This is a genomic window from Micromonospora sp. NPDC048170, assembly GCF_040652795.1.
Classification (GTDB): domain Bacteria; phylum Actinomycetota; class Actinomycetes; order Mycobacteriales; family Micromonosporaceae; genus Micromonospora.
On record NZ_JBEZMR010000001.1, the window covers coordinates 297,347 to 311,017 of the forward strand.

Genomic DNA, 13,671 nt, shown 5'->3' on the forward strand with positions numbered 1-13,671 from the left:
TCAGTAGAGGAAGAAGGGGGCGGTCGGGTTGCCGACGCGTTCCCCGTTCGACGGCGGAACCTCCTGCACCTGCTCGGGCTGGATCCGCTCGAACGGGCCGCTGCGGTACGCCACCCCGTTCGCCTCGTACATGACGGCGCCGAGACGCCCCACCGCGTTCGCCGGGTACGCGGCGAGGTGGGTCACCTGGGCACCGATCTTGTCCTCCAGCGGGCTCTCCCGGGCGCCGTCCACGCTGACCTCGTACACCGCAGGGCGACCGACCGCGCCCGCGAGGACCAGGGTGTTCTCGCCGTACCAGTCGACGGCCGACAGGTTCGTCAACCGGGTGTGCAGCCGGCGGGGCTGGCCGAAGTTGACCCCCGCGCCGTCGGGGCTGAGGGCGGCGACATAGAGCGTGCCCCCGGCGATGACGGCGATCCGGTGGCCGTCCAGCGAGGCCGCCACCGCTGTCACACCCGTGAGGCCCAGCGGCACCGGAGTGAGCTGGGCCTGCGCGTCGAAGCGGTGCAGGCTTCCGTCGGCGACCACCAGCCCGGCCGGCTGCTGCCCCCGGTACGTCGAACGCAGCCAGACCGGCCGGCCCATCGTGGCGTAGCTCTTGGCGCTGCGGGTGAACACGGTCACCGGATCGGTGCCGGTGCCGGTGCCGACGGAGAGTCGGTGGCGGTCGGCGTCGGTGACCACCAGCGCCGCCAGGATCTGTTCGTCGGTGCGGCTGAGCCCGGCGGACACCACGTTCTTGTTCGCCCTGGCATCCACGGGCACCGGGCCGGTCGGCTCGCCGGCGTAGGCCAGCGGGTGGACGGCGCCCTCGTAGACGCAGAACCGCTGGGGGCTCTCCGTGAGCTTGTGCACCGGGATGTCACGGCGGCGCTGCTCCAGGTCCGGGATCAGCTCCTGGGACTGGTTGCGGATCTTGATGTCGAGCGGCCCGTCGAAGTCGGAGAGCGACCAGGCGAGCTGCGTGCCGAACTCCCCCAGCCGGGCCTTGTCCTCCGGCATCTCCAGGTCGACCTCCCAGCGGCCGTCCGTCCGGGTGGCGTTGTTGATCAGGCGGGTGCCGTCCGGCAGCACCCTGACCCCGCTACGCAGCCAGGCCGAGGGGCCGGCGGTCAGCCACTTGACCACCTCGCTCACCCGCCGCTCGTCGGGCACGGCGAGGGGCAGGTAGCGCTGGTCGGGGACGAGTCGGGTGCGGTCGTTGTTCCAGAAGTAGATGGTCCGGCTCCGGTAGTACGTCTCCAGCGCCTCGACGCTGAGTAGCAGCGCGGTCGGCGGGTTGGCCACGTACAGGCCCCCGTCCGGCCGGCCCTCCTGCCCGGGCTGGCTGCGCAGCTCGAACGTGTACGTCGTGGTGCTCGTCTCCGGCGGGGCCAGCGTGCCGTCGGTACGCAACTGCCCGACCTGCTGCACCCGGAGGGTGACCTCGGTCCGGTCCGGGGCGTAGACGATCTCCGGCTCCTCGGTGAGCCGGACGACGGCCAGCGCCACCTCGCTGCCCTGCTTCACCTGGAGGCGGTCACGGTCAGTCGGCGCGATGAACTGCCGGACGCGCTGGTAGGACCGGTCCGGCTCGCCCGCCGCGGCGGAGAGGAAGTTCTTGACGAACTGCTCCGCGTCGGTGCCGGCCGCACTCCGGCTGGGGGGCTCGCCCCGGCTGCCGCTGGTCGAGCCGACCTCCGCCGCCGGCCCCGGCCCGTCCACCTGGACCCCGGTGTTCTCCGGGATGCCGCAGCCGACCGCGCCACCCAGCAGCAGCGCGCCACCCAGCAGGCCGGCGAGCAGCCGACACCTCACGACCCCACCTCCGCGTGTCCCGTGTCGCCCGGCCGCGCCGGGCCGACCACCAGCGCGCCGTCGGTGCCCGGGCCGATCGCGAGCGCGCCCCCGCTGCCCGGGGCGATGGCCAACAGCCCGCCCGCCCGGGGACCGCCGAAGGGCAGCACGGCATCGGCCGGGACCAGCCGCAGCGGCGAGGTGGTCAACCGGTCACCGGCCCGGGACGGCAGGGTGAGCCGGAACTGGGCGCCCTGCCCGGGCGCGCCCCAGGCCTCCAGCCAGCCGCCGTGCAGCCGGGCGTCCTCCAGGCTGATCGACAGCCCGAGGCCGGTGCCGCCGGTCTGCCGTGCCCTGGACGGATCGGCCCGCCAGAAGCGGTTGAACACCAGCTTCTCCTCGCCCGGCTTGAGCCCCACCCCGTGGTCGCGGACGGTCATCGCCACCGCCGTGTCGTCCATCCCCAGGGTGATCAGCACCGGCTTGGCCTCGCCGTGCTCGACGGCGTTGCCGACCAGGTTGCGCAGCACCCGCTCCACCCGCCGGGGGTCCACCTCGGCGATCACCGGGGTGGTCGGGACGTCCAGTTCGATGGTCACGCCGACGCGCTCGGCGAGGCAGGACAGCCGGTCGGCCACCCGGTGCACGACCGGCACCAGGTCGGTCGGCTCGGAATCCAGCATGGCGAAGCCCGCGTCGAAGCGGCTGATCTCCAGCAGGTCGGTCAGCAGTTCCTCGAAGCGGTCCAGCTCGGCCTGGAGCAGCTCCGCGCTGCGCGCCACCGCCGGGTCGAACTCGTCCCGCTCGGCGAAGATCAGGTCGGCGGCCATCCGGACCGTGGTCAGCGGGGTCCGTAGCTCGTGCGACACGTCGGAGGTGAAGCGGCGTTGCAGCCGGGACATCTCCTCCAGCCGCAGGATCTGCCGTTGCAGGTTGGTCGCCATCTGGTTGAACGACGCGGCGAGCAGCGCGAGGTCGTCCTCGCCGTTGACCACCATCCGCTGGTCGAGCAGGCCGGCGGAGAGCCGCTGGGCGGTGCGGGCCGCCACCCGTACCGGGGTCACCACCAGCCGGGTGACCAGTCCGGCGAGCAGGGCGAGCAGGAGCACCAGGGCCGCCCCGGTGGCGACCACCGCCGCGCGGACGTCGGCGGCCGTGGTGTCCTGCCGGGTCAACGGCACGAGGTAGTAGAGCTCCACCTGACCGAACTTGGTAGGCACGGGTGAGCCGTAGACCAGGTACTTCGTGCGCTCCCCGCCCAGCCGGCCGGTGCGGATCTGGCTGGCGACCTTGCCCCCGGCGACCGTGGCGCGCAGCTCGGGGCTGATCAGCGGCCGGACGTTGACCGCGGGCGAGGACCGGGGCTGGATGACGCCGGTGTGGCTGTCGGCGTTGAGCGCCACGATCACGCCGGTGGTCTGCTGCGGGTCACCGCCGGCGAGGTAGTTGACCGTGCCGTCGACGGTCTCCTGGAACTGCCCCTCCTGCGGCTGGTTGTAGAGGCCGAACTGCTTCGCCGCGTACGCCACGCCGCTCTTCAGCCGCAGCCGCACGTCGGTCTCGGCGTTCTCCACCAGGATGCCGGTGATCTTGTCAGCGATCAGGTAGGCGAAGCCGCCCACCAGCAGGCTGGACACGACCAGTGTGATGGTCACCACCCGCAGCTGGAGCGACCGCCGCCAGGCCTGGCGCAGCCCGGCGAGCAGGCCCGCGGCCCGCCCGCTCACGCCACGCCACAGCTCCCGCACGGCGGCGGCCCGCCAGCGCGCGCCTGCCGGTGGAGGATCCGGAATCGGGGAGGTGGCCACAGTGTGACCAGGCTATCCGGTGCCAGCCTTGTAGCCCACGCCCCGCACGGTGAGGATGATTTCCGGCCGCTCCGGATCCGGCTCGATCTTGGCCCGCAGCCGCTGCACGTGCACGTTGACCAGCCGGGTGTCCGCCGCGTGCCGGTAGCCCCAGACCTGCTCCAGCAGCACCTCGCGGGTGAAGACCTGGCGCGGCTTGCGGGCGAGCGCGACCAGCAGGTCGAACTCCAGGGGCGTCAGCTTCACCTCCTCGCCGTTGCGGCTGACGGTGTGCGCCGGCACGTCGATGGTGATCTGGTTGCCGGGCGGCCCGATGGTCAGCATCTCGGGGGCGACGTCCTCGCCGCGACGCAGCCGTGCCCGCATCCGGGCGACCAGCTCCTTCGGCTTGAACGGCTTGACCACGTAGTCGTCGGCCCCGGACTCCAGGCCGAGCACCACGTCGACGGTGTCGCTCTTGGCCGTCAGCATGACGATCGGCACGCCCGACTCGGCCCGGATCGACCGGGCCACGTCGATGCCGCTCATTCCGGGGAGCATGAGGTCGAGCAGAACGATGTCGGGGCGGTTCTCGCGGAACGCGGCAAGCGCCCGCTCCCCGTCGGCGACGAAGGAGGGCAGGAACCCCTCACTGCGCAGGACGATGCCGAGCATCTCGGCGAGCGCAGGGTCGTCGTCGACCACCAGTACCCGGGCTCTCATGGGGTTAATGTTTCCATCCCCTTCAGTTCTGTGGGATCCGCGTCACCCGGCACCGTACTGCCGCGGGACGGCGTCGCACCAGCAACCGGTGCCCGGCGCCGCCGCCCCGACGTGCGGGTCCACCCGATCGGAGCGGGCGTGTCACCATGATCCCCGGGTGCGCCGTCACGCGCCACCACCGCCCGTCCCCAGGAGTCCGCGTGCCCGACGCCGGCCCGATCGCCGTGCTCCCGCGCCGCCCCCTCACGGTCGGCGAGCTGCTGGACTCCGCGGTCCTGCTGCTGCGCGGCCAGGCCCGGGTGCTGCTGCCGGTCGCCCTCGCGCTGGCCGTGGCCGAGCAACTCCTGCTGTACCCGCTGCGACTCGCCGCCGGCACGACGCCGCCCGTCTGGTTCCTGGACTTCGACCGGTTCGGGGCGTACTGGCTGCTGCTGGCGGCCGGCGCGGCGACCGAGGCGGGGATCATCCTGCTGCTCGGCAACCCGGCCGCCCGGGCCGCCGGAGCTGCACTGTTCGGCCGCTCGGCCGGCCCCCGGGAGTTGCTCCGCCCGGCCGGCGCGCGCTGGGGCGCCACCGCGCTGCTCGCCGCCCTCGTCGGCATGGTGATGTGCGGGTTCGCGCTGTTCGGGCCGGCGTGGCTCGTCGGCTTCGTCCTGCTCGGCGCCGTGGCGCCGGCACTGGTCGTCGACCGGGTGCACCCGCTGCGCGCCCCACTGCGCGCCGCCGCCCTGGCCGTCCGTGGCGCCGGCCGCGCCGGCTGGATCCGGCTGCTCGGCTACCTGGTCTGGTGGATCGTCCGCCTCGGCCTCGGCATCGGCGTCTACCTCGGACTGGACTCGTTCGACCTGGTCGACCGGGCCTGGGCCGGCTGGCTGTCGCTGGCGGTGTGGGCGGGCGTGAACAGCGTCGCCTACCCGGCCCTGGCCTGCCTGGACGCGGTACTGCACCTGGAGACCCGGATTCGTACCGAGGGACTGGACATCCGGCTCTCCCGGGCCCGGGCGGGCACGCCGGAGACCGTCCTCCTGGCGGCCGGGCGATGAGTTTCAGCCGGTGGTGGACCGAGACCACGGCGACACTCGGCGACCGGGTGCCGCTGCCCCTGGTCGCGCTGCTGCTGGTGCTCGCCGCGGTGCTGGTCGCGGCCGGCTGGTACACGTTCCCGGCCTGGGTTCCCAGGCGGCTGCCCCGGCTGCGCCGACGCCGGAAGCGCCCGACGCCGGACGGCACGCCGCCGGCCGTACCCGCTCCCCGCGCGCCGGAGCTGGAGCCGGAGCTGCCGGCCGCCGCGTACGTCTCCCTCGCGGACCGGCTCGCCGCCGAGGGCCGGTACGCCGAAGCCGTCCGGGAGCGGCTGCGCGCGATGGTCCGGGAGCTGGCCACCCACCGGGTGGTGCAGCCGCAGCCCGGCACGACCGTCGTCGAGCTGGTGCGGGCCGCGACGGACGCCCGGCCGCACGTCGGCCCGCCGCTGGACGCCGCCGGGGCGATCTTCTCCGAGCTCTGGTACGGCCAGCGCCCCGCCTCCGTCGAGCACGACCGCCGGATGCGGGAACACGCCGCCGAGCTGGACCGGGTGCTGACCGGCCGAGCCGAGGACGGGCCACGACCATGAGCGCACAGGCCACCGCCGTCCCACCGGCTCCGCGGGCGGACGCCGCCCCCCGGCGACGCCACCGCCGGCACCGGCTGCTGATCCCGCTGGGCCTGGCCGCGCTGCTGCTGACCACCACCCTGGTCACCCACGCGGTCGACCAGCCCGACCCCGACGACCGGGGGTTCCTCTCCCCGGTCGCGACCGGGGACGACGGCGGCAGCCGGCTCGCCGACGCACTGCGCGAGCAGGGCGTCACCGTGCAGCGGGAGACGGAGACGCTGCGCGCGCTGCTGGCCGCCCGCAGCGGGGGCACGACGCTCTTCGTGCCGGCCCCGGCACTGCTGCACCCGGAGACGGTCGACGCGTTGGGCTCGCTGCCCTCGACCACCCGGCTGGTGCTGGTGGACCCGCCGCGCCGGGTGTCGGAGGCGATGGGGCTGCCGATGCGGCCAGCCGGCCGGCGGTGGGCCGCGCAGGCGGTGGAGCCGGACGCGCGGGGCCTGCCCTGCCCGGTGCCCGAGCTGCGCCAACTCGGACGGGTGGCGGTCGGGCTGCAACGCTACGCGGCCACCCCGGGCGGTACGGCGCGCGTCCGGTTCTGCTTCGCCGACGGGCTCGCCCTGCTCCCCCGGGTCCCCGGGAGCACGGTGGTGGTGGGCGCCAGCGACCCGTTCCGCAACGACCGGATCGGCGAGTGGGACAACCGGGCCTTCGCCACCACGCTGCTCGGCGGGTCCGGCCGGGTGGTGTGGCTCGACCTGGACGGCCCCGAGCCCCCGCCTGTCTTCGGCAACGGCAACAGCGGCAGCTCGGCCCGGCCGTCCACGCCGGGAGGTTCCACCGGGAACGGCGGCCCGGGCAGCGGCACCGGAACCGGCAGCGGCGACGGGGGCCCCGGCCGCCCGGGCGGGAACTCCGACGGCGGGAGCGACGGTGCCGGCGACGGCAGCTCCCAGGCCGACCGGTCCGACCCGTCGAACCCGCTCTGGTCGGCCTTTCCCAGCTGGCTGTGGGCGTTGCTGGCCCAGCTCGCCGTGGCCGCCCTGCTGGCCGCGCTCTGGCGGGCCCGCCGGCTCGGCCCGCCGACGCCGGAGCCCCTGCCCGTCACGGTCCGCTCGGCGGAGACGGTGCTCGGCCGGGCCCGGCTCTACGAGAAGGCCGGTGCCCGGGACTCGGCCGCACGGACGCTGCGGACCGCCGCCCTGGACCGTCTGGTGCCCCGGCTGCATCTGCCGCCGACCGCGCCGCCGGCCGACGTGGCCGCCGCGGTCGCCGCCCGCACCGGCGACGACCCCCGGTGGACCGACGAGGTGCTGCACGGCGCCGAGCCCGAGACCGACCAGGACCTGCTGGACCTGGCCCGCGCACTGGACCGGCTGACCCGCGCCGTCGCACCGCACGCCGCCGACGGGGCGCCGCCCTCCGCCGCACCGCACCCCGCGGACGGGCCGCCACCCGCCGCCACGCAGCCGCACCGAGCCGAAGGAGACCCCCGGTGACCCGACCCGCCGGAACCGCCGAGCCGCCGACCGTCGACCCCGCCGATCCGCGCGCCGCCCTGCACCGGCTGCGCACCGAGGTCGCCAAGGCCGTCGTCGGGCAGGACGCCGTCGTCACCGGCCTCGTGATCGCCCTGCTCTGCCGCGGACACGTGCTGCTGGAGGGCGTGCCGGGCGTGGCCAAGACCCTGCTGATCCGCACCGTGGCCACCGCCCTCGACCTGGGATCGAAGCGGGTGCAGTTCACCCCCGACCTGATGCCGGGCGACGTCACCGGCTCGCTGATCTTCGACCCGCACACCGCCGCCTTCACCTTCCGCGAGGGGCCGGTCTTCACCAACCTGCTGCTCGCCGACGAGATCAACCGGACGCCGCCGAAGACCCAGTCGGCGCTGCTCGAGGTGATGGAGGAGCGGCAGGTCTCGGTGGAGGGCGACCGGCGGGCGCTGCCCGACCCGTTCATCGTGGCCGCCACCCAGAACCCGATCGAGCACGAGGGCACCTATCCGCTGCCGGAGGCACAGCTCGACCGGTTCCTGCTGAAGCTCACCGTGCCGCTGCCCAACCGGGACGAGGAGCTGGGCGTGCTCCGCGCGCACCACGCCGGATTCGACCCGCGCGACCTGAGCGCCGCGGGCGTACGGCCGGTGGCCAACGCGGCCGACCTGGCGGCGGCCCGGGCGGCGGTCGGCCGGGTGCACGTGGCCGAGCCGCTCTTCGGCTACATCGTCGACCTGTGCCGGGCCACCCGCAACACCCCGGCGCTGGAGCTGGGCGCCTCGCCCCGGGGCGCCACCGCCCTGCTCAGCACTGCCAAGGCGTGGGCCTGGCTGGCCGGCCGCGACCACGTCGTACCGGACGACGTGAAGGCGGTCGCCCGGCCGACGCTGCGGCACCGGCTCCGGCTGCGCCCCGAGGTGGAACTGGAGGGCATCGGCGTCGACGCGGTGCTGGACACGGTGCTGGCCACCGTGCCGACGCCGCGATGACCTGGCGGGCGGCGCTCCTGCTGGCGGTCGGCGCGCTGACCCTGCCGGCCTGGCCGTCGCCGTTCGCCGGGCTGCTGGTGATGACCGGGGCGGTGCTGCTGCTGGTGCTGCTCGACCGGGCGCTGGCCGCACCGCCGGGCGCGCTCACGGCCGCCCGGGAGGGGGACCGCGCGGTCCGGCTCGGCGGCACCGCCACCGTCGCGCTGCTGCTGCACAACCCCTCCGGCCGTACGCTGCGGGCCAAGGTCCGCGACGCCTGGGTGCCCTCCGCCGGCGCCCGCCCCGACGTGCCCCCGTCACAGCTGGTACGCGTCGAGCCGGGCGGGACGGTGGCGCTGCCCAGCCGGCTCACCCCGCTACGAAGGGGCGACCGGCCGGCGGTGGCGCTGACCGTGCGGTCGTTCGGGCCGCTGGGGCTCGGGTTCCGGCAGCGTTCCGGCCGGCCGGCCACCCCGCCGTGGACGGTGCGCGTACTGCCCCGCTTCGACTCCCGCCGGCACCTGCCGGAGAAGCTGTCCCGGCTCCGGGTCATCGACGGCACCCAGGTCAGCCGGGGGCGCGGCCAGGGCACCGAGTTCGACACCCTCCGCGAGTACGTCATCGGCGACGACGTGCGGTCGATCGACTGGCGGGCGAGCGCGCGCCGGGCCGACGTGCTGGTGCGTACCTGGCGGCCGGAGCGGGACCGCCGGCTGCTGTGCGTGCTGGACACCGGGCGGACCTCGGCGGTGCGGGTCGGCGACGAGCCCCGACTGGACACGGCGATCGACGCCGCGCTGCTGCTCACCGCCCTCGCCGCCCGCGCCGGCGACCGGGTCGACCTGCTCGCCGCGGACACGGCGGTCCGGGCCAGGGTCACCGGCACCGGCGGCCCGACCCTGCTCTCCCGGGTGGTGCACGCCCTCGCCCCGCTCCAGCCGACGCTGGCGGAGACGGACTTCGACCTGATCGCCGGCGAACTGCTGCGCCGGCAGCGTCAGCGCAGCCTGGTGGTGCTCTTCACCGCGCTGGAGGCCGGCGCCCTCGGCGAGGGGCTGCTGCCGGTGCTTCCCCGGCTGGCCGCCCGGCACCGGGTGGTGATCGCGGCCACGCACGACCCGGTGCTGACCGCCCTCACCACCACCGTTCCGGAGCGCCCGGCGGATGCCTACGCCGCGGCGGCGGCCTGGCGGGCCCTCGCCGAACGCGACCGCGTCCGCACCGCGCTGGCCAGGCACGGCGTGACGGTGGTGGACGCCGAAGCAGGCCGCCTGGCTCCCGCCCTGGCCGACACCTACCTCCGGCTGAAGGCCCTGGCCCAGCTCTGACCCCACGCCGCTCCGTTGATCATGAAGTTGTCGCCCGTCCGCCCTGCGGGTCGGGGCGACGACCTCATGGTCGAACCGGATCTGAACGGCTTGCGCGGCGGCCCAGGATCACCACGTACGACAGGAAGGCCAGCCAGACGGCGGCGCCCGCGGCGACGCGGAGCGGCACCGGCACGGGCGCGGGGGTCACGAACGCCTCGATCAGGGCGGAGACCGCGAAGAGCCCCACCAGACCGACGGCGACCAGGACGCCCTCGCGTCCCGCCCGAGCCACCGACTGTCCCCGGGTGAGCTGCGTCGGCGGCGCGATCCACGCCCACCCGATGCGCAGACCCACCCCGGCGGCCACGAAGACCCCGGTGAGTTCCAGCAGCCCGTGCGGGGTGATCAGGCCGAAGAAGACGTCCGCCCGGCCGTAGGCGACCATCACCCCGCCGACCACGCCGATGTTGAGCGCGTTCTGCCAGAGCAGGTAGAGCACCGGGACGATCAGCACCCCGGCGGCGAGGCACTGGGCGGCGAGCCAGGCGTTGTGCGTCCACAGGTGGAAGGCGAACGTCGGCGCGGCGAACTCGGTGTAGTAGCCGGCGAAGCCGGACTCGACCAGCTCGGCGGCGGCGTCGTCGCCGATGAAGGCTCCCGCCGTGTCCGGGTTGCCGGCGACGAACCAGATCAGGAAGAAGCTGAGCAGGCTGAACCCGGTCGCCACCCCACACCACCAGGGCCAGGCGCGGTAGACCGCGCCGGGGAACCCGGCCACGAAGAACCGCCCGACCGCCGCCCACGACGGACGCGGACGACCGGTGAGGCGGGCCCGGGCGCGCAGCACCACCTGGGAGAGCTGGCTGACCAGCGCCGGGTCGGGTGAGCGGCTGCGCAGCACCGACAGCTGGGTGGTCGCCCGCTGGTAGAGGGCCACCAACTCGTCGACCTCGTCGGCGTCGAGCCGGCCGCGCCCGGAGAGCTCCTCCAGCCGCCGCCACTCCCCGCCGTGCTCCGCGACGTACGCGTCGAGATCCACCGTCACCCCCGTCCGGCGATCATAGTGTTCACTGTCGGGGTGAGAGCACAACCGCGACCGCCGGGCCGACCTGCCCCGTGGGGTGACGCCGGGCTGGTCAGCGGGGAGGCCGTGGAGCTGGACGTGCGGGCCGCCCGGATCGGTTCCCGGGTGCTCGCGCTGCTGCTCGACGTCCTGGCCCAGGTGTTCCTCATGGTGGTGTTGTCCATGAGCGTCGGCCTCGCGCTGCTCAACGTGCCGGGCGGGCTGGTCGACGGCGCTCTTGCCGGCGGGCTCGCGACGGTGGGCCTGATCCTGGTGCTGGTCGGCTACCCGGTGCTGTGCGAGCGTTTCAACCACGGCCGCACGCTGGGCAAGATGGCCGTCGGGTTGCGGGTGGTCAGCGCCGACGGCGCTCCGGTCGCGGCGCGGCAGTCACTGATCCGGGCGCTGGTCGGCGTGGCGGTGGAGTGGCCCGGGCTGGTGCTGCCGCTGTTGAGCTGGGTGGCCGGGGTGACCGTGATGGTGACCGACCGGCGCGGGCGCCGGCTGGGCGACCTGGTGGCGGGCACGCTGGTCGTGCACACCAGGACGGCGACCGCCTGGCGGCCGGTCCCCACGGCGGTGCCCGCGCTCACCGGCTGGGCCTCCACCGTGGACCTGAGCCGGTTGGACGACAGCCTGGCGCTGGCCGCCCGGCAGTACCTGGCCCGGGTACACCAGCTGGCGGAACCGGCGCGCGGGCGGCTGGGGCGCGGGCTGTGGGCCGAGATCTCCGCGGTGATCACGCCACCCGCGCCTACGGGCATGCCCGAGTCGGTCTACCTGGCCGCGGTCCTCGGCGAGCGGCACCGGCGGGCGAGGTACCGGCTGGGGCGCGGCCGGACGGCCGCCGCGACGCTCTGGCCCGAACTGGTGCTCGGCCCGCCCGAGGCCGACAGTTCACCCAACCTGATCCGCCCGGCGGCGCCGGGGCTGCTGCCAGGGCCCGCCGTGCCGCGGCAGCCCGGTCCGGCGATACGCCCGGCGGTCGCCCCACCGCCGCCGGACGATACGCCGGCTCCTGCGGTCACTCCGCCGGCTTCGTTGGGCACCCCTCCGGCTCCGGTGGATGGCTCTCCGACTCAGGGGGCGGCCCCGCCGACTCCGGTGGGTGGCGCTCCCCCTACCGCCTTCGGTGATCCGATGGCCGGGTGGCGGTCGTGAGGGCCTTCGCGCCGTGGCTGGCCGTCCTCGCCGTGGTGCTGCTGCTCGACGCGCTGCGCCTGGGCACGCTGGCGGCCGTGGTCTCGGTGGCCTGGCTCGTCTGGTGCGTGTGGACCTGGATCCGCCCCGCCCGCCGCCGCTCCCACCGGGACTGACCGCACGGCGATCCGCGTCCGCCGCCGGAAACGCCGACCGGGCCGGCCTTTTGCGGAAAAGGGGCCGGCCCGGTCGGTGCGGTCGACGTCAGTACCGGTAGTGCTCCGGCTTGAACGGGCCCTCCACCGGGATGCCGAGGTAGGACGCCTGCTCCTTGGTCAGGGTGCTCAGCTTGGCGCCGAGGGCACCCAGGTGCAGCCGGGCGACCTTCTCGTCGAGGTGCTTGGGCAGCACGTAGACGCCGGTCGGGTATTCCTCGGTCTTGGTGAACAGCTCGATCTGGGCGATCGTCTGGTTGGCGAACGAGTTCGACATCACGAAGCTCGGGTGGCCGGTGGCGTTGCCCAGGTTCAGCAGGCGGCCCTCCGACAGCACGATGATGGCGTGCCCGTCGGCGAACTTCCAGAGGTCGACCTGCGGCTTGATGTTGACCCGCTCGACGTCGGAACGCTTCGCCAGGCCGGCCATGTCGATCTCGTTGTCGAAGTGGCCGATGTTGCCGACGATGGCCTGGTGCTTCATCCGGGCCATGTGCTCGTTGGTGATGACGTCGAAGCAGCCGGTGGCGGTGATGAAGATGTCCGCCTGCTCGACCACGTCGTCCAGGGTGGCGACCTGGTAGCCGTCCATCGCCGCCTGGAGCGCACAGATCGGGTCGACCTCGGTCACCACGACCCGGGCGCCCTGGCCGCGAAGCGACTCGGCGCAGCCCTTGCCCACGTCGCCGTAGCCGAGCACGACCGCCATCTTGCCGCCGATCAGCACATCGGTGGCCCGGTTGATGCCGTCGATCAGCGAGTGGCGGCAGCCGTACTTGTTGTCGAACTTGCTCTTCGTCACCGAGTCGTTGACGTTGATGGCGGGGAAGAGCAGGGTGCCGGCGCGGTGCATCTCGTAGAGCCGGTGCACGCCGGTGGTGGTCTCCTCGGTCACGCCCTTGATGCTGGCGGCGATCCGGGTCCACCGCTGGCCGTCCTCGGCGAGCGAGCGGTGCAGCAGGCCGAGGATGACCGCGAACTCCTCGGAGTCGGCGGACTCGACCGGCGGCACCGCACCGGCCTTCTCGAACTCGGCACCCTTGTGCACCAGCAGGGTCGCGTCACCGCCGTCGTCGAGGATCATGTTCGGGCCCTGTCCGTCGGGCCAGTTGAGCACCTTCTCGGTGCACCACCAGTATTCCTCCAGGCTCTCGCCCTTCCAGGCGTAGACCGGGACGCCGGCCGGGGCCTCGGGGGTGCCGGCCGGGCCGACCACGATCGCGGCGGCGGCGTGGTCCTGGGTGGAGAAGATGTTGCAGGACGCCCAGCGGACCTGCGCGCCGAGCGCGACGAGGGTCTCGATCAGGACGGCGGTCTGGATGGTCATGTGCAGCGACCCGGTGATCCGGGCACCGGCGAGCGGCTGGGCGTCGGCGAACTCACGACGGATCGCCATCAGGCCGGGCATCTCGTGCTCGGCGAGCTGGATCTCCTTGCGCCCGAACTCGGCGAGCGACAGATCCGCCACCTTGTAGTCGCCCTCGGCGAGAGTGCTCGGCCGGGCCTCGGACGGCGTGCCGCTGGCGGACGCCGGGAGGGTGCTGGTCATGAAATCTCCTGTCGGACGATGTGCTGCGCGACCATTCACCT

The 13,671-nt window shown here is 74.3% G+C and carries 12 protein-coding genes; 7 read left to right on the forward strand and 5 right to left on the reverse strand.

The genetic code is table 11. The annotated features are described in order from the left end of the window. The 3 genes from AB0D32_RS01290 to mtrA are packed head-to-tail and all read right to left on the reverse strand — an operon-like array spanning position 1 to position 4,289. Positions 1-1,800: an LpqB family beta-propeller domain-containing protein gene (locus tag AB0D32_RS01290; protein ID WP_357082951.1), complete on the reverse strand. Its 1,800-nt coding sequence runs from the start codon at positions 1,798-1,800 to the stop codon at positions 1-3. Further along, complete coding sequence (gene mtrB, locus AB0D32_RS01295) at positions 1,797-3,587, reverse strand: MtrAB system histidine kinase MtrB (protein WP_357082954.1); 1,791 nt, start codon at positions 3,585-3,587, stop codon at positions 1,797-1,799. Before mtrB ends, AB0D32_RS01290 begins: the two co-directional genes overlap by 4 nt. A 12-nt stretch (positions 3,588-3,599) precedes the next feature. Next, complete coding sequence (gene mtrA, locus AB0D32_RS01300) at positions 3,600-4,289, reverse strand: MtrAB system response regulator MtrA (protein ID WP_089001893.1); 690 nt, start codon at positions 4,287-4,289, stop codon at positions 3,600-3,602. Positions 4,290-4,489: 200 nt separating this feature from the next. Between mtrA and AB0D32_RS01305 the strand changes: the two genes are divergently transcribed. From AB0D32_RS01305 to AB0D32_RS01325, 5 genes are read left to right on the forward strand one after another with little or no spacing between them, the layout of a single operon-like run. Then, positions 4,490-5,332 (forward strand): hypothetical protein, encoded by an 843-nt coding sequence (locus AB0D32_RS01305; RefSeq protein WP_357082958.1) that lies wholly within the window; start codon positions 4,490-4,492, stop codon positions 5,330-5,332. Further along, the gene (locus tag AB0D32_RS01310; protein WP_357082961.1) at positions 5,329-5,904 is read left to right on the forward strand and encodes a DUF4129 domain-containing protein; all 576 of its coding nucleotides are present in this window, start codon (positions 5,329-5,331) and stop codon (positions 5,902-5,904) included. Before AB0D32_RS01305 ends, AB0D32_RS01310 begins: the two co-directional genes overlap by 4 nt. After that, complete coding sequence (locus AB0D32_RS01315; RefSeq protein WP_357082964.1) at positions 5,901-7,385, forward strand: DUF4350 domain-containing protein; 1,485 nt, start codon at positions 5,901-5,903, stop codon at positions 7,383-7,385. The genes AB0D32_RS01310 and AB0D32_RS01315 overlap by 4 nt, the downstream gene beginning before the upstream one ends. Continuing rightward, positions 7,382-8,374, forward strand: coding sequence for a MoxR family ATPase (locus tag AB0D32_RS01320; RefSeq protein ID WP_357082966.1), 993 nt, complete (start codon positions 7,382-7,384; stop codon positions 8,372-8,374). The genes AB0D32_RS01315 and AB0D32_RS01320 overlap by 4 nt, the downstream gene beginning before the upstream one ends. Continuing rightward, positions 8,371-9,681, forward strand: a complete 1,311-nt coding sequence (locus AB0D32_RS01325; protein ID WP_357082969.1) for a DUF58 domain-containing protein — start codon at positions 8,371-8,373, stop codon at positions 9,679-9,681. Before AB0D32_RS01320 ends, AB0D32_RS01325 begins: the two co-directional genes overlap by 4 nt. A gap of 64 nt (positions 9,682-9,745) precedes the next feature. On the opposite strand, the gene AB0D32_RS01330 is transcribed toward AB0D32_RS01325, so the two are convergent. Then, positions 9,746-10,708 carry a stage II sporulation protein M gene (locus AB0D32_RS01330; protein ID WP_357082972.1) on the reverse strand — a complete coding sequence of 321 codons (963 nt, stop codon included), beginning with the start codon at positions 10,706-10,708 and terminating at the stop codon, positions 9,746-9,748. Positions 10,709-10,741: 33 nt separating this feature from the next. On the opposite strand from AB0D32_RS01330, the gene AB0D32_RS01335 reads away from it, so the two are divergent. Both AB0D32_RS01335 and AB0D32_RS01340 read left to right on the forward strand, forming a co-directional pair. After that, the gene (locus AB0D32_RS01335) at positions 10,742-11,887 is read left to right on the forward strand and encodes an RDD family protein (protein WP_357082975.1); all 1,146 of its coding nucleotides are present in this window, start codon (positions 10,742-10,744) and stop codon (positions 11,885-11,887) included. Then, positions 11,875-12,042: a hypothetical protein gene (locus tag AB0D32_RS01340; protein WP_357082978.1), complete on the forward strand. Its 168-nt coding sequence runs from the start codon at positions 11,875-11,877 to the stop codon at positions 12,040-12,042. The genes AB0D32_RS01335 and AB0D32_RS01340 overlap by 13 nt, the downstream gene beginning before the upstream one ends. Before the next feature lie 88 nt (positions 12,043-12,130). On the opposite strand, the gene ahcY is transcribed toward AB0D32_RS01340, so the two are convergent. Beyond that, on the reverse strand, positions 12,131-13,630 hold the full coding sequence (gene ahcY, locus AB0D32_RS01345) for an adenosylhomocysteinase (RefSeq protein WP_357082981.1): 1,500 nt from the start codon (positions 13,628-13,630) through the stop codon (positions 12,131-12,133). Positions 13,631-13,671 lie beyond the last annotated feature (41 nt).

Bases quoted from the DNA above. Each gene is read 5' to 3' on its own strand.
- AB0D32_RS01315 (WP_357082964.1), top strand. From the start codon at position 5,901: ATGAGCGCACAGGCCACCGCCGTCCCACCGGCTCCGCGGGCGGACGCC.
- AB0D32_RS01325 (WP_357082969.1), top strand. From the start codon at position 8,371: ATGACCTGGCGGGCGGCGCTCCTGCTGGCGGTCGGCGCGCTGACCCTG.
- AB0D32_RS01310 (WP_357082961.1), top strand. From the start codon at position 5,329: ATGAGTTTCAGCCGGTGGTGGACCGAGACCACGGCGACACTCGGCGAC.
- mtrA (WP_089001893.1), bottom strand. From the start codon at position 4,289: ATGAGAGCCCGGGTACTGGTGGTCGACGACGACCCTGCGCTCGCCGAG.
- ahcY (WP_357082981.1), bottom strand. From the start codon at position 13,630: ATGACCAGCACCCTCCCGGCGTCCGCCAGCGGCACGCCGTCCGAGGCC.